The sequence below is a fragment of the Novosphingobium sp. B-7 genome (assembly GCF_000410615.1).
Classification (GTDB): domain Bacteria; phylum Pseudomonadota; class Alphaproteobacteria; order Sphingomonadales; family Sphingomonadaceae; genus Novosphingobium; species Novosphingobium capsulatum.
The window spans coordinates 1-21,873 of the sequence record NZ_APCQ01000263.1 but is presented as its reverse complement, the minus strand read 5'-3'; the positions used below and the strand labels follow the sequence as shown (position 1 = coordinate 21,873).

33 protein-coding genes and 1 pseudogene are annotated in these 21,873 nt (G+C 63.1%); 32 read left to right on the top strand and 2 right to left on the bottom strand.

Going from position 1 to position 21,873, the window contains the following annotated elements; translation table 11 throughout:
• Positions 1 to 581: hypothetical protein (locus H926_RS0103470; RefSeq protein ID WP_148291619.1), on the bottom strand; the 581-nt coding region annotated here is incomplete at its 3' end.
• Between the two features lie 238 nt (positions 582 to 819).
• Between H926_RS0103470 and H926_RS35460 the strand changes: the two genes are divergently transcribed.
• The 4 genes from H926_RS35460 (at position 820) to H926_RS31485 (ending at position 2,892) form a co-directional block, all read left to right on the top strand.
• Positions 820 to 1,368, top strand: coding sequence for a helix-turn-helix transcriptional regulator (locus tag H926_RS35460; RefSeq protein ID WP_022675072.1), 549 nt, complete (start codon positions 820 to 822; stop codon positions 1,366 to 1,368).
• A 66-nt stretch (positions 1,369 to 1,434) separates the two neighbouring features.
• On the top strand, positions 1,435 to 1,833 hold the full coding sequence (locus tag H926_RS0103460; RefSeq protein WP_231627512.1) for a hypothetical protein: 399 nt from the start codon (positions 1,435 to 1,437) through the stop codon (positions 1,831 to 1,833).
• Between the two features lie 38 nt (positions 1,834 to 1,871).
• A complete protein-coding gene (locus tag H926_RS0103455) occupies positions 1,872 to 2,318 on the top strand; it encodes a hypothetical protein (protein WP_022675070.1) in 447 nt (148 codons plus the stop codon).
• Between the two features lie 91 nt (positions 2,319 to 2,409).
• Complete coding sequence (locus tag H926_RS31485) at positions 2,410 to 2,892, top strand: MarR family winged helix-turn-helix transcriptional regulator (protein ID WP_233250899.1); 483 nt, start codon at positions 2,410 to 2,412, stop codon at positions 2,890 to 2,892.
• Between the two features lie 78 nt (positions 2,893 to 2,970).
• Here the strand turns inward: H926_RS31485 and H926_RS0103445 are convergent, their stop codons facing one another.
• A complete protein-coding gene (locus H926_RS0103445; protein ID WP_022675068.1) occupies positions 2,971 to 3,654 on the bottom strand; it encodes an energy transducer TonB in 684 nt (227 codons plus the stop codon).
• A 519-nt stretch (positions 3,655 to 4,173) separates the two neighbouring features.
• Between H926_RS0103445 and rpsL the strand changes: the two genes are divergently transcribed.
• From rpsL to H926_RS25405, 28 genes and pseudogenes are all read left to right on the top strand, one after another.
• A complete protein-coding gene (rpsL, locus tag H926_RS0103440; protein ID WP_022675067.1) occupies positions 4,174 to 4,545 on the top strand; it encodes a 30S ribosomal protein S12 in 372 nt (123 codons plus the stop codon).
• 105 nt (positions 4,546 to 4,650) lie between these two features.
• Complete coding sequence (gene rpsG / locus H926_RS0103435) at positions 4,651 to 5,121, top strand: 30S ribosomal protein S7 (RefSeq protein ID WP_022675066.1); 471 nt, start codon at positions 4,651 to 4,653, stop codon at positions 5,119 to 5,121.
• 104 nt (positions 5,122 to 5,225) lie between these two features.
• The gene (fusA, locus tag H926_RS0103430) at positions 5,226 to 7,298 is read left to right on the top strand and encodes an elongation factor G (protein WP_028657518.1); all 2,073 of its coding nucleotides are present in this window, start codon (positions 5,226 to 5,228) and stop codon (positions 7,296 to 7,298) included.
• Between the two features lie 89 nt (positions 7,299 to 7,387).
• Positions 7,388 to 8,578 carry an elongation factor Tu gene (gene tuf / locus H926_RS0103425; protein ID WP_022675064.1) on the top strand — a complete coding sequence of 397 codons (1,191 nt, stop codon included), beginning with the start codon at positions 7,388 to 7,390 and terminating at the stop codon, positions 8,576 to 8,578.
• A 146-nt stretch (positions 8,579 to 8,724) separates the two neighbouring features.
• Entirely contained in the window at positions 8,725 to 9,036 is a 312-nt protein-coding gene (rpsJ, locus tag H926_RS0103420) for a 30S ribosomal protein S10 (protein ID WP_011444906.1), read from the top strand.
• Between the two features lie 329 nt (positions 9,037 to 9,365).
• Positions 9,366 to 10,091, top strand: a complete 726-nt coding sequence (gene rplC, locus H926_RS0103415; RefSeq protein WP_022675063.1) for a 50S ribosomal protein L3 — start codon at positions 9,366 to 9,368, stop codon at positions 10,089 to 10,091.
• 3 nt (positions 10,092 to 10,094) lie between these two features.
• Positions 10,095 to 10,718: a 50S ribosomal protein L4 gene (gene rplD, locus H926_RS0103410; RefSeq protein ID WP_022675062.1), complete on the top strand. Its 624-nt coding sequence runs from the start codon at positions 10,095 to 10,097 to the stop codon at positions 10,716 to 10,718.
• On the top strand, positions 10,711 to 11,016 hold the full coding sequence (locus tag H926_RS0103405) for a 50S ribosomal protein L23 (RefSeq protein ID WP_022675061.1): 306 nt from the start codon (positions 10,711 to 10,713) through the stop codon (positions 11,014 to 11,016). Before rplD ends, H926_RS0103405 begins: the two co-directional genes overlap by 8 nt.
• Positions 11,017 to 11,032: 16 nt before the next feature.
• Positions 11,033 to 11,869 (top strand): 50S ribosomal protein L2, encoded by an 837-nt coding sequence (rplB, locus tag H926_RS0103400; protein WP_022675060.1) that lies wholly within the window; start codon positions 11,033 to 11,035, stop codon positions 11,867 to 11,869.
• Positions 11,870 to 11,875: 6 nt separating this feature from the next.
• Positions 11,876 to 12,154 (top strand): 30S ribosomal protein S19, encoded by a 279-nt coding sequence (gene rpsS / locus H926_RS0103395; RefSeq protein WP_022675059.1) that lies wholly within the window; start codon positions 11,876 to 11,878, stop codon positions 12,152 to 12,154.
• The gene (gene rplV, locus H926_RS0103390) at positions 12,154 to 12,531 is read left to right on the top strand and encodes a 50S ribosomal protein L22 (protein ID WP_022675058.1); all 378 of its coding nucleotides are present in this window, start codon (positions 12,154 to 12,156) and stop codon (positions 12,529 to 12,531) included. Before rpsS ends, rplV begins: the two co-directional genes overlap by 1 nt.
• 3 nt (positions 12,532 to 12,534) lie before the next feature.
• A complete protein-coding gene (gene rpsC, locus H926_RS0103385; protein ID WP_022675057.1) occupies positions 12,535 to 13,230 on the top strand; it encodes a 30S ribosomal protein S3 in 696 nt (231 codons plus the stop codon).
• A gap of 22 nt (positions 13,231 to 13,252) precedes the next feature.
• The gene (gene rplP / locus H926_RS0103380; RefSeq protein ID WP_022675056.1) at positions 13,253 to 13,687 is read left to right on the top strand and encodes a 50S ribosomal protein L16; all 435 of its coding nucleotides are present in this window, start codon (positions 13,253 to 13,255) and stop codon (positions 13,685 to 13,687) included.
• A 9-nt stretch (positions 13,688 to 13,696) separates the two neighbouring features.
• On the top strand, positions 13,697 to 13,903 hold the full coding sequence (gene rpmC / locus H926_RS0103375; protein WP_022675055.1) for a 50S ribosomal protein L29: 207 nt from the start codon (positions 13,697 to 13,699) through the stop codon (positions 13,901 to 13,903).
• Between the two features lie 11 nt (positions 13,904 to 13,914).
• Positions 13,915 to 14,184, top strand: coding sequence for a 30S ribosomal protein S17 (gene rpsQ, locus H926_RS0103370; RefSeq protein ID WP_022675054.1), 270 nt, complete (start codon positions 13,915 to 13,917; stop codon positions 14,182 to 14,184).
• Positions 14,185 to 14,272: 88 nt separating this feature from the next.
• Positions 14,273 to 14,641: a 50S ribosomal protein L14 gene (gene rplN / locus H926_RS0103365; RefSeq protein ID WP_022675053.1), complete on the top strand. Its 369-nt coding sequence runs from the start codon at positions 14,273 to 14,275 to the stop codon at positions 14,639 to 14,641.
• Positions 14,641 to 14,958: a 50S ribosomal protein L24 gene (gene rplX / locus H926_RS0103360; RefSeq protein WP_022675052.1), complete on the top strand. Its 318-nt coding sequence runs from the start codon at positions 14,641 to 14,643 to the stop codon at positions 14,956 to 14,958. The genes rplN and rplX overlap by 1 nt, the downstream gene beginning before the upstream one ends.
• A complete protein-coding gene (gene rplE / locus H926_RS0103355; protein WP_022675051.1) occupies positions 14,951 to 15,532 on the top strand; it encodes a 50S ribosomal protein L5 in 582 nt (193 codons plus the stop codon). Before rplX ends, rplE begins: the two co-directional genes overlap by 8 nt.
• A gap of 28 nt (positions 15,533 to 15,560) precedes the next feature.
• A complete protein-coding gene (rpsN, locus tag H926_RS0103350; protein WP_022675050.1) occupies positions 15,561 to 15,866 on the top strand; it encodes a 30S ribosomal protein S14 in 306 nt (101 codons plus the stop codon).
• Between the two features lie 12 nt (positions 15,867 to 15,878).
• The gene (rpsH, locus tag H926_RS0103345; protein ID WP_022675049.1) at positions 15,879 to 16,274 is read left to right on the top strand and encodes a 30S ribosomal protein S8; all 396 of its coding nucleotides are present in this window, start codon (positions 15,879 to 15,881) and stop codon (positions 16,272 to 16,274) included.
• Positions 16,274 to 16,807, top strand: a complete 534-nt coding sequence (rplF, locus tag H926_RS0103340; RefSeq protein ID WP_022675048.1) for a 50S ribosomal protein L6 — start codon at positions 16,274 to 16,276, stop codon at positions 16,805 to 16,807. Before rpsH ends, rplF begins: the two co-directional genes overlap by 1 nt.
• Positions 16,807 to 17,157: a 50S ribosomal protein L18 gene (gene rplR, locus H926_RS0103335; protein WP_022675047.1), complete on the top strand. Its 351-nt coding sequence runs from the start codon at positions 16,807 to 16,809 to the stop codon at positions 17,155 to 17,157. The genes rplF and rplR overlap by 1 nt, the downstream gene beginning before the upstream one ends.
• A gap of 2 nt (positions 17,158 to 17,159) precedes the next feature.
• Entirely contained in the window at positions 17,160 to 17,879 is a 720-nt protein-coding gene (rpsE, locus tag H926_RS0103330) for a 30S ribosomal protein S5 (protein WP_022675046.1), read from the top strand.
• Positions 17,880 to 17,885: 6 nt separating this feature from the next.
• Entirely contained in the window at positions 17,886 to 18,062 is a 177-nt protein-coding gene (rpmD, locus tag H926_RS0103325; protein WP_022675045.1) for a 50S ribosomal protein L30, read from the top strand.
• Positions 18,063 to 18,342: 280 nt separating this feature from the next.
• Positions 18,343 to 18,822, top strand: a complete 480-nt coding sequence (rplO, locus tag H926_RS0103320) for a 50S ribosomal protein L15 (RefSeq protein WP_022675044.1) — start codon at positions 18,343 to 18,345, stop codon at positions 18,820 to 18,822.
• Between the two features lie 189 nt (positions 18,823 to 19,011).
• Positions 19,012 to 20,379 (top strand): preprotein translocase subunit SecY, encoded by a 1,368-nt coding sequence (gene secY, locus H926_RS0103315; RefSeq protein ID WP_022675043.1) that lies wholly within the window; start codon positions 19,012 to 19,014, stop codon positions 20,377 to 20,379.
• A gap of 32 nt (positions 20,380 to 20,411) precedes the next feature.
• Complete coding sequence (locus H926_RS0103310; protein WP_022675042.1) at positions 20,412 to 21,056, top strand: adenylate kinase; 645 nt, start codon at positions 20,412 to 20,414, stop codon at positions 21,054 to 21,056.
• Between the two features lie 137 nt (positions 21,057 to 21,193).
• Positions 21,194 to 21,873: pseudogene (locus H926_RS25405) on the top strand (SRPBCC domain-containing protein); the annotation flags it as partial.

Genomic DNA, 21,873 nt, shown 5'->3' with positions numbered 1-21,873 from the left:
CGGTTGCGGCGCGCGCCGGGCGGGCCGGCTGGTTCGGGCAGAGTCACCACGCGCCGCCCGCGCTGGCGGCTGGCCAGCCACAGCATCAGCATCGACACCACGACCATGCAGATCAGCCCACGCACGAAGCGCAGCGGATCGGGGGCGGCCCCGCCAAGCGTCAGCATCCCGGCCGGCACGATCGCGGCAAAGAACAGGCCCATGCCGGTCGTCGCCACGCCGATCGTGCCCCAGCGCACCAGGGCAACCAGCAGCAGAAACGTGCCGAACACCAGAAACGGCCCGGTCAGCACGCCTTGCGGGCGCTCGGTAAAATAGATCGCGCCGGCAAATGCCACGAAATCGATCACCTGCGCGGCCGGGGCCAGGCGGCAATCATACCACCAATCCGTCCAGGCCGCGCAGGCGAGGACGATGACCCAGAAGACATAGCCACCAGCCAGTATCCGGGTGATGCCGGGATTGCGCAGCGCCACATCGGGAGAGAACACGATACCCGCCATGAACATCGCGGCCATCGTCAGCCGGCACAACGCCAATACCTTGCCGCTGCGCCGCGCATACATGTGACGGATCTCCAAGCCTGCGGCCTCCCTATGGGAAAAGATATGTGGCGCCCTGTGCGGATATGCAATCGGATTGCGCTCCCGGCGGGTGGGCTTTTACGTTAACCATTGTTACAGGGGGCTATGCCATCGACCATGCTTGCCGGTTCATGAATACCGATACGGGGCACCGACCTGACGCGGCGCTGATTCGCATCCTGTGGGATGCGGGCTGGCATGCAGTTGGCGCTGCGGATAGGATGGGAGGCAAGTCATGACCGGATCGCCTTCCTCTTCCTCGCCGCTTGATGCGTTGACGGCCAAGCAGCGTGAGGTGCTGAACCTTCTGATCCAGCACAAGACCTCGAAGGAGATATCCCGGATACTGGGTATCTCGCCCTATACGGTCGATCAGCGCATTCTGCTGGCACGGGGCAAGCTGGGCGTCACCTCGCGTAGCGAAGTGGCTCAGGCATATAGGCTTTTGCTGGAAGAAACCGGGTCTGCCAGGGTATCCGTAAAACCCGTATATGGTTCGCAGGATGTCGCCAAGGTCATCATTCCGACGCACAAGGACAGCGAAGGACAAGACGAGCCCGAAGCCCCGGTAGACGAAGGTGGCGATGATGGGGATCATCCCACCACGCAAGCGTCCGCCACCATGGACCAAGGGTATCATCGTGTCCTTCCGGAGATGTTCGACGGACCTTACGGGACGCTGATGCGACTGGGGGCAATGGCCCTTATCGCGATGGTCCTGATCCTCACCGTCCTGGGTGGGCTGACGATGTTCTCGCAGTTGTCCAGGATCGTGGATCGTTAACCTGTCGGATCTCCTCCGCATCAACATGGGGACGGCACCGGTGGTGTCGTGTGGAGGCAGATGACGATGACCAATACCAAGCACAACAATACGGTTCGGGCCGCAGTGGCTGGCGCGATGACGCCGGCGGTGGCGCAACTGCGCGTAACCCGCGATCTGCACGAGGCGGAAGCGGCGCTGGACGAGGCGTTGATCCGCCAGGCCAACCTGCTGTCTTCGATGGTGTCTGCGCGGCGCGAGGCGGGGCTGCCGCCGTTCCTCGGGCAGGATGCGCTGATGCGCCTGCTCAAGAGCCAGCAGGCGATGGTCGATGCGGGTGGCGAATTGGCGCGCGTGCACGGCCGGCTCAGTGCCATTGCGGCCGAAACCATGGGCGGCAATGACGAATGCCCCAAGACCGCGACGCTGGTCGATCCGGCCGATGCGTCCGGTGGGGTGATGGCGCCCCTGGCGCACGCAGCCTGACCTTGTCTCCGGCATGGGTATGGAGGATGTGACGGCCGATGCTCTCGCTCTGGCTACCTCGCATTCTCCTGGCCTGCGCCGTTCTGTTCGCCGCCCGCAAGGGCGGCGAACCTGAACAGTCGGTGGCGGCGATCCTGCTCGCGACATTCGCGCTCGACGTTGCCAACCACGCAATCTTCGGAGATCCCGCATGGTTTGCGGTCAATCCCGGTCACCTGGTGATCGATCTTTGGGCGTTCATCGTCCTGCTGTGGGTGGCCTTGCGCGCCAACCGCGCCTGGCCATTGGCCGTCAGCGCGGCGCAGGCGCTGGTCGTGCTCGGCCACGCCGCCAAGTTGTGGGAACTGGCCATGGTGCGCAAGGCGTACTGGGTGATGACGCAGGTTCCCTTCTCGTTGCAACTGCTGTTGCTGATCTTTGGCACGGCCGCGCACATGCACCGCGCGCGCCGGCTGGGCGACTATCATGGCTGGCGGCTGACCTGATCGCTGCAGCCATGCTGACTCCAGCGGGGAGGGCGGCATGACGGTGCGATCGATGCGAGCCGCCGCGCGCCGAAGTGATGGAGTGCAGGGCATGACCTTTCGAAACGAGCAGATCATGGCAGCAGCACCCACTGCCGGTGTGCCGCGCCCGGCCATCCCGGCGCCAGCGCTGGCGATGGCTCGCGAAGTCTATGCCGCGCGGCGGCGGCGCGAACGTTTCCTGGCGGCAGACCTGTTTGGCGAGCCAACCTGGGATATCCTGCTCGACCTGTTCATCGCCGCGGCAGAGGCGCGCCGCGTGCCCACGACCAGCGCCTGTATCGGCGCCAACGTTCCGCCCACCACGGCGCTGCGCTGGCTGCGCATCCTGGAAGCGCGCGGCCTGGTGGAGCGCGAGGACGATGGTCGCGATGGCCGGCGCACGTTCGTGTGCCTGACCGCGCGCGGCCTGGCGGCGATGACCGATCTTATGCTCAACTGGCAGGCAGCGATGGGTGCAGTCGCGCAGTCCACGCTCGCAACTGACCAGCCACGCCCGGCGCCGGCCTTTTCCTTTGAAATGACTGCTGACTGAAGGCCAGGCTGATGTCTGGCAGGCGTGTAGCAAAGCCCGGCTGCTTGCAGCCGGGCTTTGCTGTCTCAGCGCTAGGCTCTATTCATCCAGCTCCCAGCGGATCGAGCCGAGGTAGATGCCCGTGGTGGCCGCACCACTAGCATCGGTAGCGACGGCGAACCGCGCACGGCTGGCGATGCGTGCGCAGGCCGTAGCGTCCAGCAGATCGTGCCCGCTGCTGGCGGTGATCGCGCAATCGGCGACGCGCCCGTCGCGGCCGATCGTTAGCCGAAACCGGGTTACGCCGGTCCAGCCCTCGCGCACCGCCTGGCCAGGATAATCGTTGCGCGTGACCCAGTCGCCGGGATTGCCCTTGGGTGTGGCGCGCTGTGGGGTGGCCTGGGGCTGCGGTTCGGGCGGCGGCGGGAAGAACGGCTCGGTTGGCCGGATCACCACGGGTCCGTCGTCGATCTGCGGCAGCGTACTCGGGCCAATTTGGGGCAGCGGATTGGCCGGGGCCAGCTTGTCGATGACCGGCGGCGTGGTGTCGATATGCGTGGGCGCGGTTGGCGGTGGCTTGCGCTCGGGCGTTGGGGCTGGTTTCGGCGGCGGGGGTGGCACATAGGTCCAGTTGTTCCCCTGTAAGGTGTGGTGGATCACCGCCGTAATCGCGCCGCCCGCGAACGTGGTGAGGAGTGCGGCGCCCACCCCCAGATGGAGCAGGCCGACCGCAAGGCCGATGCGCAGCGAAGGACGACGGGCAGTCTGATCGACGTAAGCCATGCGTTTCTCCTCTCAGCCATGTACCGGCGGCCTGATTGTGCCTGCCGGGCAACGCCTGCGCGCTCCAAGCGCGTGGGGCGGGCGTTGCAAGGGTGATGGTATCACATGCCTCGTCGTGACAAAGTGAAATCTCAACCGCGCTGGTAGTAATTGCGTCGTGGCGCCTGCCTTGACCGGATCGGCCCTTTGGCGTAGGGGCGCACTCGTTCCGGTATGCATTTGCGTGCTGCCGGCCAGTTAAAGAGCTGAACATTGCCGGTGCGCATGGGGCTGCAAGTGGCGGTAATCCGCCATGGGTGGCCCTTTTCCCTTTGGGTTGGATCTTGCCGAATCGGCAAGGGCGCCTGCCGGGATGCCAGCCGTCAAAGTAACCCGGTGCCGTTGGCCTGGGTGGAGTGTTTTCGGCTCATTCGATGCGTCATGCGCTGCGGCCTCGTGCTGCGCAGTGCCGACCCATTGCATGAGGCGTCTTTCCTTCACCTGTTCCGGCGTTGCCATAACCAAGGTGAAGAGTACTTCATGCCTACGATCAACCAGCTGATCCGCAAGGGTCGCGTCCCGCAGAAGGCCAAGAGCAAGGTCCCTGCGATGGAGCAGAACCCGCAGAAGCGCGGCGTTTGCACCCGCGTCTACACGACCACCCCGAAGAAGCCGAACTCGGCTCTCCGCAAGGTCGCCAAGATCCGTCTGACCAACAGCCGCGAAGTCATTTCGTACATTCCCGGCGAAGGCCACAACCTGCAGGAACACTCCGTGGTGCTGATCCGCGGCGGCCGTGTGCGCGACCTTCCCGGCGTGCGCTACCACGTGCTGCGCGGCGTGCTCGACACGCAGGGCGTCAAGGACCGCAAGCAGAGCCGTTCGAAGTACGGCGCCAAGCGTCCGAAGTAATGGTGGCCGCAAGCGCGGCTGGTGGGGGCAGGTGATGCTCCGCCAGGCTGCCTTGCCGGAATGAGCGGCTGGCCTTGAAGCTGGCCCGATCAGAAGGAATTCAACATGTCACGTCGTCGTCGTCCGGAAAAGCGGGTCATCCTGCCCGATCCGAAGTTCGGTGATCAGGTTCTGTCGAAGTTCATGAACAACCTCATGCTCGATGGTAAGAAGTCGGTTGCCGAAAGCATCGTCTATGGCGCTCTCGACACCATGCAGACCCGTGCCAAGGCTGACCCGGTTCAGCTGTTCCACGATGCGCTGAACAACGTGAAGCCGCACATCGAAGTGCGTTCGCGCCGCGTTGGTGGTGCCACCTACCAGGTTCCCGTGGAAGTGCGCCCCGAGCGCGCCCAGGCCCTGGCGATTCGCTGGCTGATCACGGCCGCCCGCAACCGTTCGGAAACCACCATGTCGGCCCGCCTGTCGGCTGAACTGCTGGATGCCGCCAACAACCGTGGCAACGCCGTGAAGAAGCGCGAAGACACCCACCGCATGGCCGACGCCAACCGCGCGTTCAGCCACTACCGCTGGTAAGCTTCCGAAAAACTGGTCACGTGGCCGTCTTCAAACGGTCACAGCAGTAACCATATGGGGTGGGCTGGAGCAATCCGGCCCTTCCCGAACCCAAGGAACACACCATGGCCCGCAGCCATCCGCTCGAGCGTTACCGCAACATCGGTATCATGGCGCACATCGACGCCGGCAAGACGACGACGACCGAGCGCATCCTTTACTACACCGGCAAGTCCTACAAGATCGGCGAAGTGCACGACGGCGCTGCGACGATGGACTGGATGGAACAGGAACAGGAACGCGGCATCACGATCACGTCGGCCGCGACGACCTGCTTCTGGAACGACCACCGCATCAACATCATCGACACCCCCGGCCACGTCGACTTCACCATCGAAGTCGAACGTTCGCTGCGCGTGCTCGACGGTGCGGTTGCGTGCTTCGACGGCGTTGCCGGCGTTGAGCCGCAGTCGGAAACCGTGTGGCGCCAGGCCGACAAGTACGGCGTGCCGCGCATGTGCTTCATCAACAAGCTCGACCGCACCGGCGCCAACTTCAAGTACTGCGTGCAGTCGATCATCGACCGCCTCGGTGCCAAGCCTGCCGTGCTCTACATTCCGATCGGTCTCGAAGCCGATCTGAAGGGCCTGGTCGACCTGGTCAATAACCGCGCGATCATCTGGAAGGACGAATCGCTCGGCGCCGAATTCTTCTACGAAGAAATCCCGGCTGACCTGGCTGACGAAGCCGCGATCTACCGTTCGGAACTGATCGAACTCGCCGTCGAACAGGACGACGAGGCGATGGAAGCCTATCTCGAAGGCAACGAGCCCGACGCCGAAACGCTCAAGAAGCTGATCCGCAAGGGCACGCTGAACCACTCGTTCGTGCCGGTGTGCTGCGGCTCGGCGTTCAAGAACAAGGGCGTGCAGCCCCTGCTCGACGCCGTGGTCGACTACCTGCCTTCGCCGCTCGACATTGAAGACGTCCAGGGCGTCAAGGTCGACAGCGACGAGAAGGACAGCCGTCCGCCCAAGGACGACGCGCCGTTCTCGGCTCTGGCGTTCAAGGTCATGAACGACCCGTTCGTCGGCTCGCTCACCTTCATCCGCATCTATTCGGGTACGCTCACCAAGGGCACCTACCTGAACTCGGTGAAGCAGAAGAAGGAAAAGGTCGGCCGCATGCTCGAAATGCATGCCAACGACCGTAAGGACGTCGACGAAGCGTTCGCTGGCGACATCATCGCGCTGGCCGGCATGAAGGAAACCACCACGGGCGACACGCTCTGCGCCGAACGCGCGCCGATCGTGCTCGAACGCATGGAATTCCCCGAGCCGGTTATCGAACTGTCGGTGGAGCCCAAGACCAAGGCCGACCAGGAAAAGATGGGCATCGCGCTCAATCGCCTGTCTGCCGAAGATCCCTCGTTCCGCGTCTCGACCGATCACGAATCGGGCCAGACGATCATCAAGGGCATGGGCGAACTGCACCTCGACATCATCGTCGATCGCATGCGTCGCGAATTCAAGGTGGAAGCCAACGTGGGCGCGCCCCAGGTGGCCTACCGCGAATACCTCGCCAAGCCGGTGGACCTCGACTACACGCACAAGAAGCAGTCGGGTGGTACCGGTCAGTTCGGCCGCGTGAAGGTCAAGATCACGCCGGGCGAACGCGGTTCGGGCATCATCTTCAAGGATGAAATCAAGGGCGGTAATATTCCCAAGGAATATATCCCCGCGATTGAAAAGGGCATGCGCGAAACGGCAGCCACCGGTTCGCTGGTTGGCTTCCCGATCATCGACTTCGAAATCTTGCTCTACGACGGTGCATACCACGACGTCGACTCGTCGGCTCTGGCCTTCGAAATCGCCGGTCGCGGTGCCATGCGTGAAGCGGCCCAGAAGTCGGGCATCAAGCTGCTCGAGCCGATCATGAGCGTCGAGGTCGTGACCCCTGAGGAATTCATGGGTGACGTGATCGGCGACTTGAACTCGCGTCGTGGCCAGATCCAGGGTACCGACAGCCGGGGCAACGCCCAGGTCGTCGACGCCATGGTGCCGCTCGCGAACATGTTCGGCTACGTGAACCAGCTGCGTTCTTTCACGCAGGGTCGCGCGCAGTACACCATGCAGTTCTCTCACTATGACGAAGTTCCGGCGAATGTCGCGGCTGAGGTCAAGGAGAAGCTTGCCTGATCACTCTGATCAGGCTAGGGGCGGCGCCTGATTCCGTCGGGTGCCGTACCCCGCAGAATTCACAGACAAGCGAATAGAAGGTTTGAACAATGGCCAAGGCTAAGTTTGAGCGGAACAAGCCGCACTGCAACATCGGCACCATCGGTCACGTTGACCATGGCAAGACCACGCTGACCGCAGCGATCACCAAGGTCCTCGCCGAAACCGGCGGCGCGACGTTCACGGACTACGCGAACATCGACAAGGCTCCTGAAGAGCGCGAACGCGGCATCACCATCTCGACTGCACACGTCGAGTATGAAACTGCCAACCGTCACTACGCGCACGTCGACTGCCCGGGTCACGCTGACTATGTGAAGAACATGATCACCGGTGCCGCCCAGATGGACGGCGCGATCCTGGTCGTGAACGCTGCTGACGGCCCGATGCCGCAGACCCGCGAGCACATCCTGCTCGCCCGCCAGGTCGGCGTGCCGGCTCTGGTCGTGTACATGAACAAGGTCGACCAGGTTGACGACGAGGAAATCCTCGAACTCGTCGAACTGGAAGTTCGTGAACTGCTCTCGTCGTACGACTTCCCGGGCGACGATATTCCGATCGTCAAGGGTTCGGCTCTGGCCGCTCTCGAAGGTCGCGACGACAACATCGGCAAGAACTCGATCACCGAGCTGATGGCCGCTGTCGACAGCTACATCCCGCAGCCGCCGCGTCCGACCGACAAGCCCTTCCTGATGCCCGTCGAAGACGTGTTCTCGATCTCGGGTCGCGGCACCGTGGTGACCGGCCGTATCGAAACCGGCATCGTCAAGGTGGGTGAAGAAGTCGAAATCATCGGCCTCAAGGACACCCAGAAGACCACCGTCACCGGCGTGGAAATGTTCCGCAAGCTGCTCGACCAGGGTGAAGCTGGCGACAACGTTGGCGCCCTGATCCGTGGCATCAAGCGTGAAGAAGTCGAGCGTGGCCAGGTTCTCGCCAAGCCGGGTTCGGTGACGCCGCACACCGAATTCGCCGCCGAAGTCTACGTGCTGTCGAAGGACGAAGGTGGCCGTCACACGCCGTTCTTCGCCAACTACCGCCCGCAGTTCTACTTCCGCACCACCGACGTCACCGGTGAAGTGGTTCTCCCCGAAGGCACCGAAATGGTGATGCCGGGCGACAACCTCACCCTGTCGGTCAAGCTGATCGCTCCGATCGCCATGGACGAAGGTCTTCGCTTCGCCATTCGCGAAGGCGGCCGGACCGTCGGTTCGGGGGTTGTCAGCAAGATCACGAAGTAATATAGGCGCCGGACCGGCGGGAGATTCGCTCTCCCGCCGGACGGTCTTTTTGATCAGTCGCCCCGCTTTCTCCCCATCCATCGGGAGGGGATCAGAGGGTAGGGCGGCTGGTTTTTGTTTTCGCTCTTTCGCATCGGTAAACGGACATGGAAGCCCAGAACATCCGCATTCGCCTTAAGGCCTTCGATCATCGCGTACTGGACCAGGCCACTGGTGAAATCGCGGACACCGCCCGCCGCACCGGCGCCCTGATTCGTGGTCCCATTCCGCTGCCGACCCGCATCGAGAAGTTCTGCGTCAACCGCGGTCCGCACATTGACAAGAAGTCGCGCGAACAGTTTGAAGTCCGCACCTACAAGCGCCTGCTTGACATCGTGCAGCCCAACGCTGCCACTGTCGACGCGCTGATGAAGCTGGACCTCGCTGCCGGCGTGAACGTCGAGATCAAGCTGGCCTGATGCCAGCGCCCTGGCCCCGCCCCCACATGCGTGGCGGGCAGGGCGGCTTGACCGAGCCTCATCGGTTTCCAGTTTTGGGTCACTTGTGATCCATCATCTCTTCCGGCCCTGAGGCTGGCTTGGCGGAAAATTCGTTCTGCCGCGACAAAAGGGATACCTCCGGCCTCCTGCCGCTGCCTTCGGGCGCGGCGCCAAGGGTCGGGAAAGCGTCCCCCGTTCGCTCCTGTTCAGGCAGGGGCACTCAGCCCGGACGGGGCATGCTTCTTATACGGGCTGAACACGCCTTTGGGGGATGGGCCCTCGAAGGCCTCTGTGAGGAGTATGAGATCATGCGCACCGGCGTGATCGCGAAGAAGGTGGGTATGACCCGCCTGTTCCAGGAAGATGGTCGGCACGTGCCGGTCACCGTCCTTTCGCTTGAAGATTGCCAGGTGGTTTCGGTCCGCACTGCCGAACGTGACGGTTACGTCGCGCTTCAGCTGGGTGCTGGCGAAGCCAAGCAGAAGAACGTTGCCAAGCCGCAGCGCGAGCACTTCGCCAAGGCAGAAGTGCCGCTGAAGATGCAGGTCGCCGAGTTCCGCGTCGCTGATGACGCGCTGCTCGATGTCGGTGCCAGCATCGCCGCTTCGCACTTCGTTGCTGGCCAGTACGTGGACATCACCGGCCACACCCAGGGCAAGGGCTTTGCCGGCGCCATGAAGCGTTGGGGCTTCGGCGGTATGCGCGCCACGCACGGCGTGTCGATCTCGCACCGTGCCCACGGTTCGACCGGTAACCGCCAGGATCCGGGTCGCGTCTTCAAGAACAAGAAGATGGCCGGCCACATGGGCGACCGTCAGCGCACCCAGCAGAACCTCGAAATCGTTCGCACCGACGATGCGCGCGGCCTGATCTTCGTCAAGGGCTCGGTCCCTGGCGCGAAGAACGGCTGGCTGCTCGTTCGTGACGCGGTCAAGGTCGATCGCCACGCGCAGGCGCCTTATCCCGCCGGTCTCAAGGCCGCCAACACCAACGAACAGGCCGCTCCCGAAGCCGCCGATGGCCAGGAGGGCTAAGTCGTGAAGGTTCAAGTCCTCAATCTGGACGGTTCGGCCGCCGGCGACGTGGAACTCGCAGATGACGTGTTCGGTCTCGAACCGCGCGCCGACATCCTGCACCGCGTTGTGACCTGGCAGCTGGAAAACCGTCGTGGCACGGCCCGTGGCGCTCGCGAGCGTTCGGACGTTGCCCGCACCGGCAAGAAGTTCGGCCGTCAGAAGGGTGGTGGTACCGCTCGTCACGGCGACCGCAAGGCTCCGATCTTCATCGGCGGTGGCAAGGCCCATGGTCCGCGCGTTCGTGACTTCAGCGTTTCGCTGAACAAGAAGGTGCGCGCTCTCGGTCTCAAGATGGCGCTCTCGTCCAAGGCCCAGAACGGCCTGGTCGTGATCGACAGCCTGGAACTGACCGATGCCAAGACCAAGGCGCTGGCCGGTACGCTGGCCAAGGCCGGCTTCGGCAAGAAGGTGCTCGTCGTGGATGGTGAGCAGGTCAACGAGGGCTTTGCCCGCGCTGCCCGCAACATCGTCGGCGTCAACGTGCTCCCCGCCATCGGCGCCAACGTCTACGACATCCTGAAGCATGATACGCTGGTGCTGACGCGCGCCGCGGTCGAGAAGCTGGAGGCGCGTTTCAATGGCTAAGGACGCAATCGACACGCGTCACTATGACGTGATCGTGGCTCCCCACATCACCGAAAAGGCGACGCTGCTGAGCGAAAACAATGCCGTGGTCTTCAAGGTTGCCGAAAAGGCGACCAAGCCGGAGATCAAGGCGGCGGTGGAAGCTCTCTTCAATGTCACGGTCACCAAGGTGAACACGCTGACCCAGAAGGGGAAGACCAAGCGCTGGAAGGGCAAGCCCTACAAGCGCACCGACGTCAAGAAGGCCGTCGTGACCCTGGCCGCGGGCCAGTCGATCGACGTCACCAGCGGTATCTGAGGCGAAGGCATAGACCATGGCACTCAAGAGCTATAACCCGACCAGCCCCGCACGCCGCGGCCTGGTCCTCGTCGACAAGTCGGCTCTGTGGAAGGGCAAGCCTGTCAAGGCTTTGACCGAAGGCAAGAGCAAGACCGGCGGCCGCAACAACAAGGGCCACGTGACCAGCCGCGGTATCGCGGGCGGTCACAAGCAGAAGTACCGCTTCATCGACTTCAAGCGTCGTAAGTGGGACATGCCGGCCACTGTCGAGCGTCTGGAATACGATCCCAACCGCACCGCGTTCATCGCCCTCGTCACGTACGAAGACGGTGAGCAGGCCTACATCCTGGCGCCGCAGCGCCTGGCCGTGGGCGACGTGGTGGTTGCCGGTGAGAAGACCGACGTGAAGCCTGGCAATGCGATGCTCCTGTCGCAGATGCCGGTTGGTACCATCATCCACAACGTGGAAATGAAGCCGGGCAAGGGCGGTCAGATCGCCCGCTCGGCCGGTACCTACGTCCAGCTCGTCGGTCGTGACCGCGGCATGGTGATCGTTCGCCTGAACTCGGGCGAGCAGCGCTACCTGCGTGGCGACTGCATGGGCACCGTCGGCGCCGTGTCGAACCCCGACAACTCGAACCAGAATCTTGCCAAGGCCGGTCGTAACCGCTGGCTTGGCCGTCGTCCGTTGACGCGCGGTGTGGCAAAGAACCCGGTCGACCACCCGCACGGTGGTGGTGAAGGCCGCACCTCGGGTGGCCGTCATCCGGTCACTCCGTGGGGCAAGCCGACCAAGGGCGCCCGCACCCGTCACAACAAGAAGACGGACAAGTTCATCATTCGTTCGCGCCACGCGAAGAAGAAGAGGTAAGACCCCATGGCACGTTCCGTCTGGAAGGGCCCCTTCGTCGACCTGCACCTCCTGAAGAAGGCCGAAGTGGCCCAGGATGCTGGCAGCCGCGCTGGCCCCATCAAGACCTGGTCGCGTCGTTCGACCATCATCCCGCAGTTCGTTGGTCTGACGTTCAACGTCTACAACGGGCAGAAGTTCATCCCCGTCTCCGTGAGCGAAGAGATGGTCGGCCACAAGCTTGGTGAATTTGCGCCCACGCGCAACTTCCCCGGCCACGCCGCTGACAAGAAGGGTAAGCGCTGATGAGCAAGTCTGCTGCTCCCCGCCGGGTCGGTGACAAGGAAGCTCTGGCCGTGAACACGAACATTCGTGGTTCGGCCCAGAAGCTCAACCTGGTTGCTGCCCTGATCCGCGGCATGAAGGCTGAAGACGCCCTCAATGTCCTGTCCTTCTCGAAGAAGGCCATGGCGGTTGACGCCCGCAAGGTGCTCGCTTCGGCGATCGCCAACGCGGAAAACAACCACAACCTGGACGTCGACGCGCTCGTCGTGGCGGAAGCCTCGGTTGGCAAGTCGATCACGATGAAGCGCTTCCACACCCGTGGTCGTGGCAAGTCGACCCGCATCCTGAAGCCGTTCTCGCGCCTTCGGATCGTCGTCCGTGAAGTCGAGGAGGCCTGAGCCATGGGTCACAAGTCGAACCCCATCGGTCTGCGTCTGCAGATCAACCGCACCTGGGACAGCCGCTGGTACGCCGAAGGGCGCAACTACCAGCAGCTGCTGAAGGAAGACCTTCAGATCCGCAAGTTCATCGTCGAGAGCCTGCCGCAGGCAGCGATCTCGAAGGTGGTGATCGAGCGTCCGGCCAAGCTGTGCCGCATCTCGATCTACGCGGCCCGTCCGGGTGTGATCATCGGCAAGAAGGGCGCGGACATTGAAAAGCTCCGCGCCAAGCTTGCCAAGCTGACCAACAGCGACGTGAAGCTGAACATCGTTGAAATCCGCAAGCCGGAAATCGATGCCAAGCTCGTTGCCCAGGGCATTGCCGACCAGCTCGTCCGTCGCGTGGCGTTCCGCCGTGCGATGAAGCGCGCTGTTCAGTCCGCGCTGCGTCTTGGTGCCGAAGGCATCAAGATCACCTGCGGTGGCCGTCTCGGCGGGGCGGAAATCGCCCGCGTCGAATGGTACCGTGAAGGTCGCGTTCCGCTGCACACCCTGCGCGCGCACATCGACTACGCCGAAGCCGAAGCCCACACCGCCTACGGCGTGATCGGCATCAAGACCTGGATCTTCAAGGGCGAGATCCTGGGTCATGACCCGCTGGCGCAGGACCGCCTGATGCTTGAGGCACAGACCTCTGGCGTCCGTCCGGCGCGCTGAGGCTTGAGGATAGGCTAGCACCATGCTGCAACCCAAGAAGACCAAGTTCCGCAAGGCGTTCAAGGGCCGTCTCCACGGCAACGCCAAGGGCGGCACCGACCTCAACTTCGGCTCCTATGGCCTCAAGGCCATGGAACCGGAGCGGGTCACCGCTCGTCAGATCGAAGCGGCTCGCCGCGCGATCACCCGCCACATCAAGCGCCAGGGCCGTCTCTGGATCCGCATCTTCCCTGACCTTCCGGTGACCAAGAAGCCGGCAGAAGTCCGTCAGGGTAAGGGCAAGGGTTCGGTGGAATACTGGGCTGCCCGCGTGAAGCCCGGCAAGATCCTGTTCGAGCTCGACGGCGTCGCCGGCCCCCTGGCCGCCGAAGCTTTCAGCCGCGCTGCGATGAAGCTGCCGATCAAGACCAAGGTTGTGGCTCGCCTCGGCGATACCTCGCACCTTGGTGGCGAGTAAGGAGTAGGAATGATGGCTAAGTTCGAAGACCTCCGCGTCAAGAGCGACGACCAGCTTACTGCTGACCTCGCCGAGCTGAAGCGCGAACAGTTCAACCTGCGCTTCCAGGCGGCGACCAGCCAGCTGGAGCGTCCGGCGCGCATCAAGGAAGTGCGCCGCGACATCGCGCGGATCAAGACCTTGCAGGGCGAGCGTGCTCGCACTGCCAAGGCTTAAGGAGACACACGATGCCCAAGCGTATCCTGATCGGGACCGTGGTTTCCGACAAGACCGACAAGACCGTGGTCGTGAAGGTCGAGCGCAAGGTGAAGCACCCGCTGTACGGGAAGATCATCCGTCGCTCGAAGAAGTATCACGCCCACGATGAGGCGAATGCCTTCAAGACCGGCGAGACGGTGCGGATCGAAGAGACCTCGCCGTACTCCAAGCTCAAGACCTGGAAGGTTATCGACCGGGTTCTGGCTGGGAAGACCGCCGCGATCGAAGCGGACGTTTGACAAAACGTCCGTTCTCGGTCTTAGGGAGCGTCACGTTTTTGGAACTGCCGGACTGGTTCCGGCAAGCCAGTGAGAAGGAACCGGATCAATGATCCAGATGCAATCCAATCTCGACGTCGCGGACAACAGCGGCGCGAAGCGCGTCCAGTGCATCAAGGTGCTGGGCGGGTCTAAGCGTCGTACCGCAAGCGTCGGCGACATCATCGTGGTGTCGGTGAAGGAGGCGCAGCCCCGCGCCCGTGTCAAGAAGGGCGACGTCCATCGCGCGGTTATCGTGCGCACCAAGAAGGACGTTCGTCGTCCCGATGGCAGCGTGATCCGCTTCGACGGCAACGCTGCTGTGCTCGTCGGCAAGAACGAAGAGCCCATCGGCACCCGTATCTTCGGCCCCGTGGTGCGCGAACTGCGCGGCAAGGGCTTCATGAAGATCATCTCTCTTGCTCCGGAGGTGCTGTAATGGCTGCCGCCAAGATCAAGAAGGGCGATAACGTCGTCGTTCGCACGGGCAAGGACAAGGGCCGTACCGGCACCGTCCTCCAGGTTCTTCCCAAGGAAGACAAGGTCATCGTGGCCGGCGTGAACGTCGCTGCCCGTCACCGCAAGCCCAGCCAGCAGAACCCGCAGGGTGGCATCGATCGCTTTGAAGCACCGATGCACATCTCGAAGGTTGCCGTGGCCGACAAGGATGGCAAGCCCACCCGCGTCCGCTTCGAAACCCGCGATGGCAAGAAGGTTCGCGTGGCCGTCAAGTCCGGGGAGGCCATCGATGGCTGACAAGTACACTCCGCGCCTCAAGGGCAAGTACGACGCTGAAATCGCAGCCGCGATGAAGGCGAAGTTCGGCTACAAGAACGACATGGAAATTCCGCGGATCGACAAGATCACGCTGAACATGGGCGTCGGCGAAGCGAGCCAGGACAAGAAGAAGGTCCAGACCGCTGCAGCCGAAATGGAACTGATCGCTGGCCAGAAGCCGGTGATCACCAAGGCCAAGAAGTCGATCGCGCAGTTCAAGCTGCGCGAAGGCATGCCGATCGGTTGCAAGGTCACCCTGCGCCGTGAACGCATGTACGAATTCCTTGACCGCCTGATCACCATCGCGATGCCCCGCATCCGCGACTTCCGGGGCCTGAACCCGAAGTCGTTCGACGGCCGTGGCAACTATGCGATGGGTCTCAAGGAACAGATCATTTTCCCTGAGATCAGCTACGATCAGATCGACAAGGTGCGCGGTCTCGACATCATCGTGACCACCACCGCCAAGACCGACGACGAGGCACGTGAACTGCTTCGCCTGTTCGGTTTCCCGTTCCCGCAGGAAGCCGCCGAACAGGCGCAGGCCGCCTGAAGCCAGTCATAGGAAAGAGCTTAAGTCCATGGCGAAACTGAGTTCGATCAACAAGAACGAGCGTCGTAAGAAGCTCGTTGAAAAGTTTGCGGCCAAGTACGCCGCGCTCAAGGCCCAGGCCGACGATGAATCGCTCGAAGAAACCGAGCGCCTCATTGCCCGTCTGAAGATGGCCGAGCTGCCGCGTAACGCGAATCCCACGCGTGTCCGCAACCGTTGCAACACCACCGGCCGCCCGCGTGGCTACTACCGCAAGTTCGGTCTCTGCCGCATCGAACTGCGCGATCTCGCCAACAAGGGGCTCATCCCCGGCGTGACGAAGTCGAGCTGGTAAGGAGCCTCTACGATGGCATTGACCGACCCCCTGGGTGACATGCTCACCCGCATCCGCAATGGCCAGCAGGCGAAGAAGGACTCGGTCCTCTCGCCCGCTTCCAAGCTGCGTGCACACGTTCTCGAAGTTCTCCAGCGCGAAGGCTATATCCGTGGCTTCAGCGAAGACGCCACTGGCGTTCACCCGCAGCTGCGCATCGAGCTGAAGTACTTCGAAGGCCAGCCTGCGATCAAGCATGTGGCCCGCGTCTCCAAGCCTGGCCGACGCGTCTACTCGGGTTCCAAGGAACTCCCGGTTGTGCGCAATGGCCTGGGCATCACCATCGTCTCGACGCCGAAGGGCGTGCTTTCGGATGCCGAAGCACGTGCTGCCAACGTCGGTGGCGAAGTGCTGGCGGAGGTGTTCTGATGAGCCGCATCGGCAAAAGGCCGGTGGCGATCCCGAGTGGCGTCACCGCTGACATCGCGAACGGCGTGCTGACCGTGAAGGGCCCCAAGGGTACCCTCACGCTCTCGCTCGTCGACGAGATCAACTATGCCGTCGAAGACGGTGCGATCTCGGTGCAGCCTGCCAACGATACCAAGCGCGCTCGCGCGTTCTGGGGCATGCAGCGCACGCTCGTTTCCAACCTCGTTACCGGCGTGACCGAAGGCTATACCAAGGTCCTTCTGATCACCGGCGTCGGCTACCGTGCCAATTCTCAGGGCAAGAACCTGAAGTTGCAGCTCGGCTACAGCCACGACGTCGATTTCACCGTGCCGGAAGGCATCGAGATCAAGACCCCGGATAACACCACGGTCGAAATCTCGGGTATCGACAAGCAGAAGGTCGGCCAGGTTGCGGCCGAAATTCGCCGCTGGCGCAAGCCCGAACCCTACAAGGGCAAGGGTATCAAGTACCGTGGCGAGTTCATCTTCCGCAAGGAAGGGAAGAAGAAGTAATGGCCAAGCTGTCTCTCTTCGATCGCCGCCGTCGCCGCGTCCGCACTGCCCTCAAGGCACGTGCTGGCGGTCGTCCGCGTCTCTCCGTGCATCGTACGGGCCGTCACATCTACGCGCAGATCATCGACGATGCTGCCGGCCGTACCCTGGCCGCCGCTTCGTCGCTGGTGAAGGGCGAGAAGTCGATCGGCGCCAATGTCGACGCTGCTGTCCTGGTGGGCAAGCAGATCGCCGAACGGGCCAAGGAAGCCGGTGTCACCACCGTCGTCTTCGACCGTGGCGGTTACCTGTTCCATGGCCGCGTCAAGGCGCTGGCTGATGCTGCCCGTGAAGGCGGCCTGGAGTTCTGATCATGGCTGACGAAACCAACCTGCAGGGCGATGCCGCTGCCCCCGTCGAACAGACCGGTGGCGAGCAGCGCGAAGGTCGCGGTCGCGGTCGTGGCCGTGGCGGCGAGCGTGGCGAACGCGGTGAACGTGGCGGCCGTGGCCGTCGCGATGACCGTCGTGGCCGCAACAACAATGACGAGGACCAAGGTGAAGAGCTGATCGAAAAGCTCGTTCACATCAACCGCGTCTCCAAGACCGTGAAGGGCGGCAAGCGCTTCGGCTTTGCAGCTCTGGTCGTGGTGGGCGATGGCAAGGGTCGCGTTGGCTTCGGCCATGGCAAGGCCCGTGAAGTGCCGGAAGCCATCACCAAGGCCACCGCTTCTGCCAAGAAGAAGATGGTTCGCGTTCCGCTCAAGGAAGGCCGCACCCTTCACCACGACGGCAAGGGCCGTTTCGGTGCGGGCAAGGTCAATGTGCGTTCGGCCCCGGCCGGTACGGGCATCATCGCGGGCGGCCCGATGCGCGCCGTCTTCGAAAGCCTGGGTGTGCACGACGTGGTGACCAAGTCGGTCGGCACTTCGAACCCGTACAACATGATCCGCGCCACCTTCGACGCGCTGCAGGACCAGACTTCGCCGAAGTCTGTTGCCCAGCGTCGCGGCAAGAAGGTCGCTGATCTGCTCGGTCGTGGTGGTGCTTCGCAGGTCGAAGCCGAAGCCGCTGCCGAAGCCATCGCGGAGTAATCGGTCATGGCTACGATCAAGATCAAGCAGATCGGTTCGCCGATTCGTCGCCCGGAACATCAGAAGAAGATTCTGATCGGCCTGGGCCTGGGCAAGATGAACCGTGTGGTTGAAGTGGAAGATACCGCTGAAACCCGTGGCGCCATTGCCAAGCTGCCGCACATGGTGGCCGTGGTCGACTGACCATAGCCCTCTGAGCAGAGCTTTCAGAAAAGCCCCGCGCATCACCTGGTGCGCGGGGCTTTTCGTTTGGCGTTCCGGGGGAAGGGGCTTCGACAAGCTCAGCCCGAACGGCAGTTGCACCAAATTCCCACCTCGTTCGCCCTGAGCCTGTCGAAGGGCGCAAGCGCTAGCGAGCTGCAATCCGATCAAGAGTCGCCCTCAGGGGGTGACAAGCTGGCCTCAACCCACTAAGGGCGCCTCTTCCTATCAGCGCGACTCAAAGCGAAAGCGAGTGCATCTCATGAAGCTTAACCAGATTTCCGACAATGGCGGCGCCCGCAAGGGCCGCATGCGCGTGGGCCGTGGCATCGGCTCGGGCAAGGGCAAGACCGCTGGCCGCGGCCAGAAGGGTGCCAAGGCGCGTTCGGGCGTTTCGATCAACGGGTTCGAAGGCGGCCAGATGCCGCTGCACATGCGCATCCCGAAGCGCGGCTTCAACAACATCTTCGCCAAGGACTATGCCGAGGTGAACCTGGGCATGATCCAGAAGTTCATCGACGCTGGCAAGCTCGACGTGTCGGGCGTGGTCGATCACGCGGCGCTCAAGGCTGCTGGCCTGGCCCGTGGTGGCAAGCACGGCGTGCGCCTGCTCGCCAAGGGCGAACTGACCACCAAGGTCAGCTTCAAGGTTGCAGGCGCCTCCAAGGGTGCCGTGGCCGCGGTGGAAAAGCTGGGTGGCGCGGTTGAAGTGACCGTGGCCAAGGCTGCCGCCGAAGCCTGAGACCTTTTAATTATCGCGTAAAACGGGCGCGGGGGTTATTGCATCCCTGCGCCCGTCCTATATGGCCCGTACAGTATTGAACGCACCATATTGACGCGCAGCCCGCCGGGCGGGGCCTGACACATCCGAAGCGAGTTTCGGGATCAGGCGTCGGCCGGAGCGGGCCACAGCAAGGCTTGATACCCGACCATGGCATCCCGCGCCGATAACATCGCCAGCAATCTCAACCTGTCGAACTTCTCGAAGGCGACCGAACTGAAGAACCGCATCTGGTTCACGGTCGGTGCGCTGATCGTGTTCCGCTTCTTGAGCTTCGTGCCGTTGCCCGGCGTGAACCCGCTGATCCTCGAAACGCTCTACAACCAGACGCGCGGCGGGATCCTGGATATCTTCAACGCCTTTTCAGGCGGTTCGCTCCAGCGCATGAGCCTCATCGCGCTGGGCGTGATGCCCTACATCACGGCCTCGATCGTGGTGCAGCTGGCCGCCTCGCTTCACCCCGCGCTCGCCGCCCTCAAGAAGGAAGGCGAAAGCGGCCGCAAGAAGCTCAACCAGTACACCCGCTATGGCGCCGTGTTCCTTACCGCGGTGCAGGGCTATGCCATCGCTACCGGGCTTGAAGCCTATGGCGCGTCGAGCGGGATCCAGGCGGTTGTGCTGCCCGGCTTCCTGTTCCGCGTTACCGCTGTGATCAGCCTGATCGGTGGCACCATGTTCCTGCTGTGGCTGGGTGAGCAAATCACCGCGCGCGGCATCGGCAATGGCACCTCGCTGATCATCATGGCCGGTATCGTCGCGCAGATGCCGAAGTTCGTCGGCAACCTGTTCGAACAGGGTCGTTCGGGTCAGCTCAATGGCTTCGTGATTGCGGGCGTGATTGCGCTGATCCTCGGCGTCGTCGTGCTGATCTGCTTCTTCGAGCGCGCCACGCGCCGCTTGCTGATCCAGTATCCCAAGCGCGCCACGCAGCGCGGCATGATGGCCGCCGATCGCAGCCACCTGCCGCTCAAGCTCAACACCGCCGGCGTGATCCCACCGATCTTTGCCAGCTCGCTGCTGCTGCTGCCGCTGACCATTACCCAGTTCGCCGGCAAGTCGATCTCGCCCGATACGACCTCGGGCAAGATCATCATCGGCCTCAACCAGTACCTGGGCCACGGCAAGCCGCTGTATATGCTGCTCTATGCCCTGGGCATCGTGTTCTTCAGCTTTTTCTACACCGCCGTGGTGTTCAACCCGGAAGAAACGGCCGAAAACCTCAAGCGCAATGGTGGCTTCATCCCCGGCATCCGCCCCGGCAAGAACACCGAGAAGTATCTCGATTATGTGCTGACGCGCATCACCGTGCTGGGCGCCGCCTATATCACGTTCGTGTGCGTCATCCCGGAATGGATCATGTCCGAGACAGGGATGGGCACGCTGTTCTTCGGTGGCACCAGCTTGCTGATTGTGGTCAACGTCACGGTTGATACGATCACCCAGATCCAGTCGCACCTGCTGGCGCACCAGTATGGCGACCTGATCAAAAAGGCCAAGCTGAAGGGCCGACTGCGCTGATCGCGCAGGTGTCGAAGAGGGGGACTGCCAAAGTGAATATCATTCTTCTCGGCCCGCCGGGCGCCGGCAAGGGCACCCAGGCCCAACGCCTGGTCGAACGTCATGGCCTCAAGCAGCTTTCCACCGGCGACATGCTGCGCGCCGCCGTCAAGGCCGGCACGCCAGTTGGCCTCAAGGCCAAGGCCGTGATGGAAGCGGGCCAGCTGGTCTCTGACGAGATCGTCTCGGCGCTGATCGGTGATGAGCTTGACGCCATGGGCGCCGGCACCGGGGCTATCTTCGATGGTTATCCGCGCACTGCTGCCCAGGCCGAATCGCTCGATGCGATCCTGGCCAGCCGTGGCCGCAAGCTGGATCACGTGATAGAGCTGGACGTGAACGAAGACGCCTTGGTCGAGCGGATTACTGGCCGCTACACCTGCGCCACCTGTGGCAAGGGTTATCATGACACGTTCGAGCAGCCCAAGGTTGCCGGCACGTGCGACAAGTGCGGTGGCCACGAGTTCAAGCGCCGTCCTGACGATAACGAGGAAACCGTGCGCACGCGCATGGCCGAGTATCGCGCCAAGACTGCACCGATCCTGCCGATCTATGAAGCGCGCGGCATCGTGGCGCGCGTGGACGGCATGGCGGACATGGATGCCGTGACCGCCTCGATCGAGGCGATTCTGGCTTAAAGCACCCAGGCTTTCCGACTATCGTGGGAAGCCTGGAAACGTTGCGGCGAAAAGGAGTGTGCCTAGTGCGATCACGGCTTTCAAGCAGGGTCGCGGGGCTGCTTTTCGCCGCCGTGGCGGGCAACGCGGCTTTGGCCGTGCCCGCCCATGCCGAGATCGTTGCGCGCGACGACAACGGCTTTGTCATTCGCCAGACGGTTGACGTTGGCGCTTCTACACCCGAGGCCTGGCGCACACTGGTCAAGCCGGCGACCTGGTGGTCGAGCGAGCACACTTTTTCCGGGGAAGCGGCGAACCTGACGCTCGATCCGGTGCCGGGCGGCTGTTTCTGTGAAAAACTGCCGGCGAGCAAGCAAGGCGGGGCAGGGGCCCTGGCTGGAGGCGTCCAGCACATGCGCGTTGTCTATGTCGAGCCGGGGCGCGCGCTGCGCATGACCGGCGCGCTGGGGCCATTGCAAAGCGAGGCCGTGCTCGGCTCCATGACGATCACGCTGAAGGCGGGTGATCGCGGTACGCGCATTCTCATCGAATATGTCGTGGGTGGTTACATGCGCTATCGCATGGATCAGATCGCACCGGCAGTCGATCGCATGCTTGGGCAGCAGATCGCCGGCTTGGCCGACAAGCTGGGCGGCGCGCTGGCCGGCGATGGCGCCGTGCCGATCATTACCCCCAAGGCCCCGGCTGACCGTTCTGACAACGGCGACTCGGCGCCGGTATCGCGCAACGCGCCGCAGGGCCCGTCGCTCGACCCCGATGGCGCGCCGGTCAGCAGCCGTCCGCTCGGCACCCTGCGTGGTCTGCCAAGCCTGCCGCC

What these genes read in the sequence shown, in the direction of transcription:
- H926_RS0103455 (WP_022675070.1), top strand. Translation starts at nt 1,872, where the DNA reads ATGCTCTCGCTCTGGCTACCTCGCATTCTCCTGGCCTGCGCCGTTCTG.
- rplE (WP_022675051.1), top strand. Translation starts at nt 14,951, where the DNA reads ATGGCTGACAAGTACACTCCGCGCCTCAAGGGCAAGTACGACGCTGAA.
- H926_RS0103445 (WP_022675068.1), bottom strand. Translation starts at nt 3,654, where the DNA reads ATGGCTTACGTCGATCAGACTGCCCGTCGTCCTTCGCTGCGCATCGGC.
- tuf (WP_022675064.1), top strand. Translation starts at nt 7,388, where the DNA reads ATGGCCAAGGCTAAGTTTGAGCGGAACAAGCCGCACTGCAACATCGGC.
- rpmC (WP_022675055.1), top strand. Translation starts at nt 13,697, where the DNA reads ATGATGGCTAAGTTCGAAGACCTCCGCGTCAAGAGCGACGACCAGCTT.
- secY (WP_022675043.1), top strand. Translation starts at nt 19,012, where the DNA reads ATGGCATCCCGCGCCGATAACATCGCCAGCAATCTCAACCTGTCGAAC.
- rpsN (WP_022675050.1), top strand. Translation starts at nt 15,561, where the DNA reads ATGGCGAAACTGAGTTCGATCAACAAGAACGAGCGTCGTAAGAAGCTC.
- rplO (WP_022675044.1), top strand. Translation starts at nt 18,343, where the DNA reads ATGAAGCTTAACCAGATTTCCGACAATGGCGGCGCCCGCAAGGGCCGC.
- rpsL (WP_022675067.1), top strand. Translation starts at nt 4,174, where the DNA reads ATGCCTACGATCAACCAGCTGATCCGCAAGGGTCGCGTCCCGCAGAAG.
- rpsG (WP_022675066.1), top strand. Translation starts at nt 4,651, where the DNA reads ATGTCACGTCGTCGTCGTCCGGAAAAGCGGGTCATCCTGCCCGATCCG.
- rplP (WP_022675056.1), top strand. Translation starts at nt 13,253, where the DNA reads ATGCTGCAACCCAAGAAGACCAAGTTCCGCAAGGCGTTCAAGGGCCGT.
- rplN (WP_022675053.1), top strand. Translation starts at nt 14,273, where the DNA reads ATGATCCAGATGCAATCCAATCTCGACGTCGCGGACAACAGCGGCGCG.
- rplX (WP_022675052.1), top strand. Translation starts at nt 14,641, where the DNA reads ATGGCTGCCGCCAAGATCAAGAAGGGCGATAACGTCGTCGTTCGCACG.
- rpsJ (WP_011444906.1), top strand. Translation starts at nt 8,725, where the DNA reads ATGGAAGCCCAGAACATCCGCATTCGCCTTAAGGCCTTCGATCATCGC.
- rpsH (WP_022675049.1), top strand. Translation starts at nt 15,879, where the DNA reads ATGGCATTGACCGACCCCCTGGGTGACATGCTCACCCGCATCCGCAAT.
- rpsC (WP_022675057.1), top strand. Translation starts at nt 12,535, where the DNA reads ATGGGTCACAAGTCGAACCCCATCGGTCTGCGTCTGCAGATCAACCGC.
- H926_RS0103405 (WP_022675061.1), top strand. Translation starts at nt 10,711, where the DNA reads ATGGCTAAGGACGCAATCGACACGCGTCACTATGACGTGATCGTGGCT.
- rplF (WP_022675048.1), top strand. Translation starts at nt 16,274, where the DNA reads ATGAGCCGCATCGGCAAAAGGCCGGTGGCGATCCCGAGTGGCGTCACC.
- rpsE (WP_022675046.1), top strand. Translation starts at nt 17,160, where the DNA reads ATGGCTGACGAAACCAACCTGCAGGGCGATGCCGCTGCCCCCGTCGAA.
- rplC (WP_022675063.1), top strand. Translation starts at nt 9,366, where the DNA reads ATGCGCACCGGCGTGATCGCGAAGAAGGTGGGTATGACCCGCCTGTTC.
- rpsS (WP_022675059.1), top strand. Translation starts at nt 11,876, where the DNA reads ATGGCACGTTCCGTCTGGAAGGGCCCCTTCGTCGACCTGCACCTCCTG.
- rplR (WP_022675047.1), top strand. Translation starts at nt 16,807, where the DNA reads ATGGCCAAGCTGTCTCTCTTCGATCGCCGCCGTCGCCGCGTCCGCACT.
- H926_RS0103460 (WP_231627512.1), top strand. Translation starts at nt 1,435, where the DNA reads ATGACCAATACCAAGCACAACAATACGGTTCGGGCCGCAGTGGCTGGC.
- rplB (WP_022675060.1), top strand. Translation starts at nt 11,033, where the DNA reads ATGGCACTCAAGAGCTATAACCCGACCAGCCCCGCACGCCGCGGCCTG.
- H926_RS31485 (WP_233250899.1), top strand. Translation starts at nt 2,410, where the DNA reads ATGACCTTTCGAAACGAGCAGATCATGGCAGCAGCACCCACTGCCGGT.
- rpsQ (WP_022675054.1), top strand. Translation starts at nt 13,915, where the DNA reads ATGCCCAAGCGTATCCTGATCGGGACCGTGGTTTCCGACAAGACCGAC.
- rpmD (WP_022675045.1), top strand. Translation starts at nt 17,886, where the DNA reads ATGGCTACGATCAAGATCAAGCAGATCGGTTCGCCGATTCGTCGCCCG.
- rplV (WP_022675058.1), top strand. Translation starts at nt 12,154, where the DNA reads ATGAGCAAGTCTGCTGCTCCCCGCCGGGTCGGTGACAAGGAAGCTCTG.
- H926_RS35460 (WP_022675072.1), top strand. Translation starts at nt 820, where the DNA reads ATGACCGGATCGCCTTCCTCTTCCTCGCCGCTTGATGCGTTGACGGCC.
- fusA (WP_028657518.1), top strand. Translation starts at nt 5,226, where the DNA reads ATGGCCCGCAGCCATCCGCTCGAGCGTTACCGCAACATCGGTATCATG.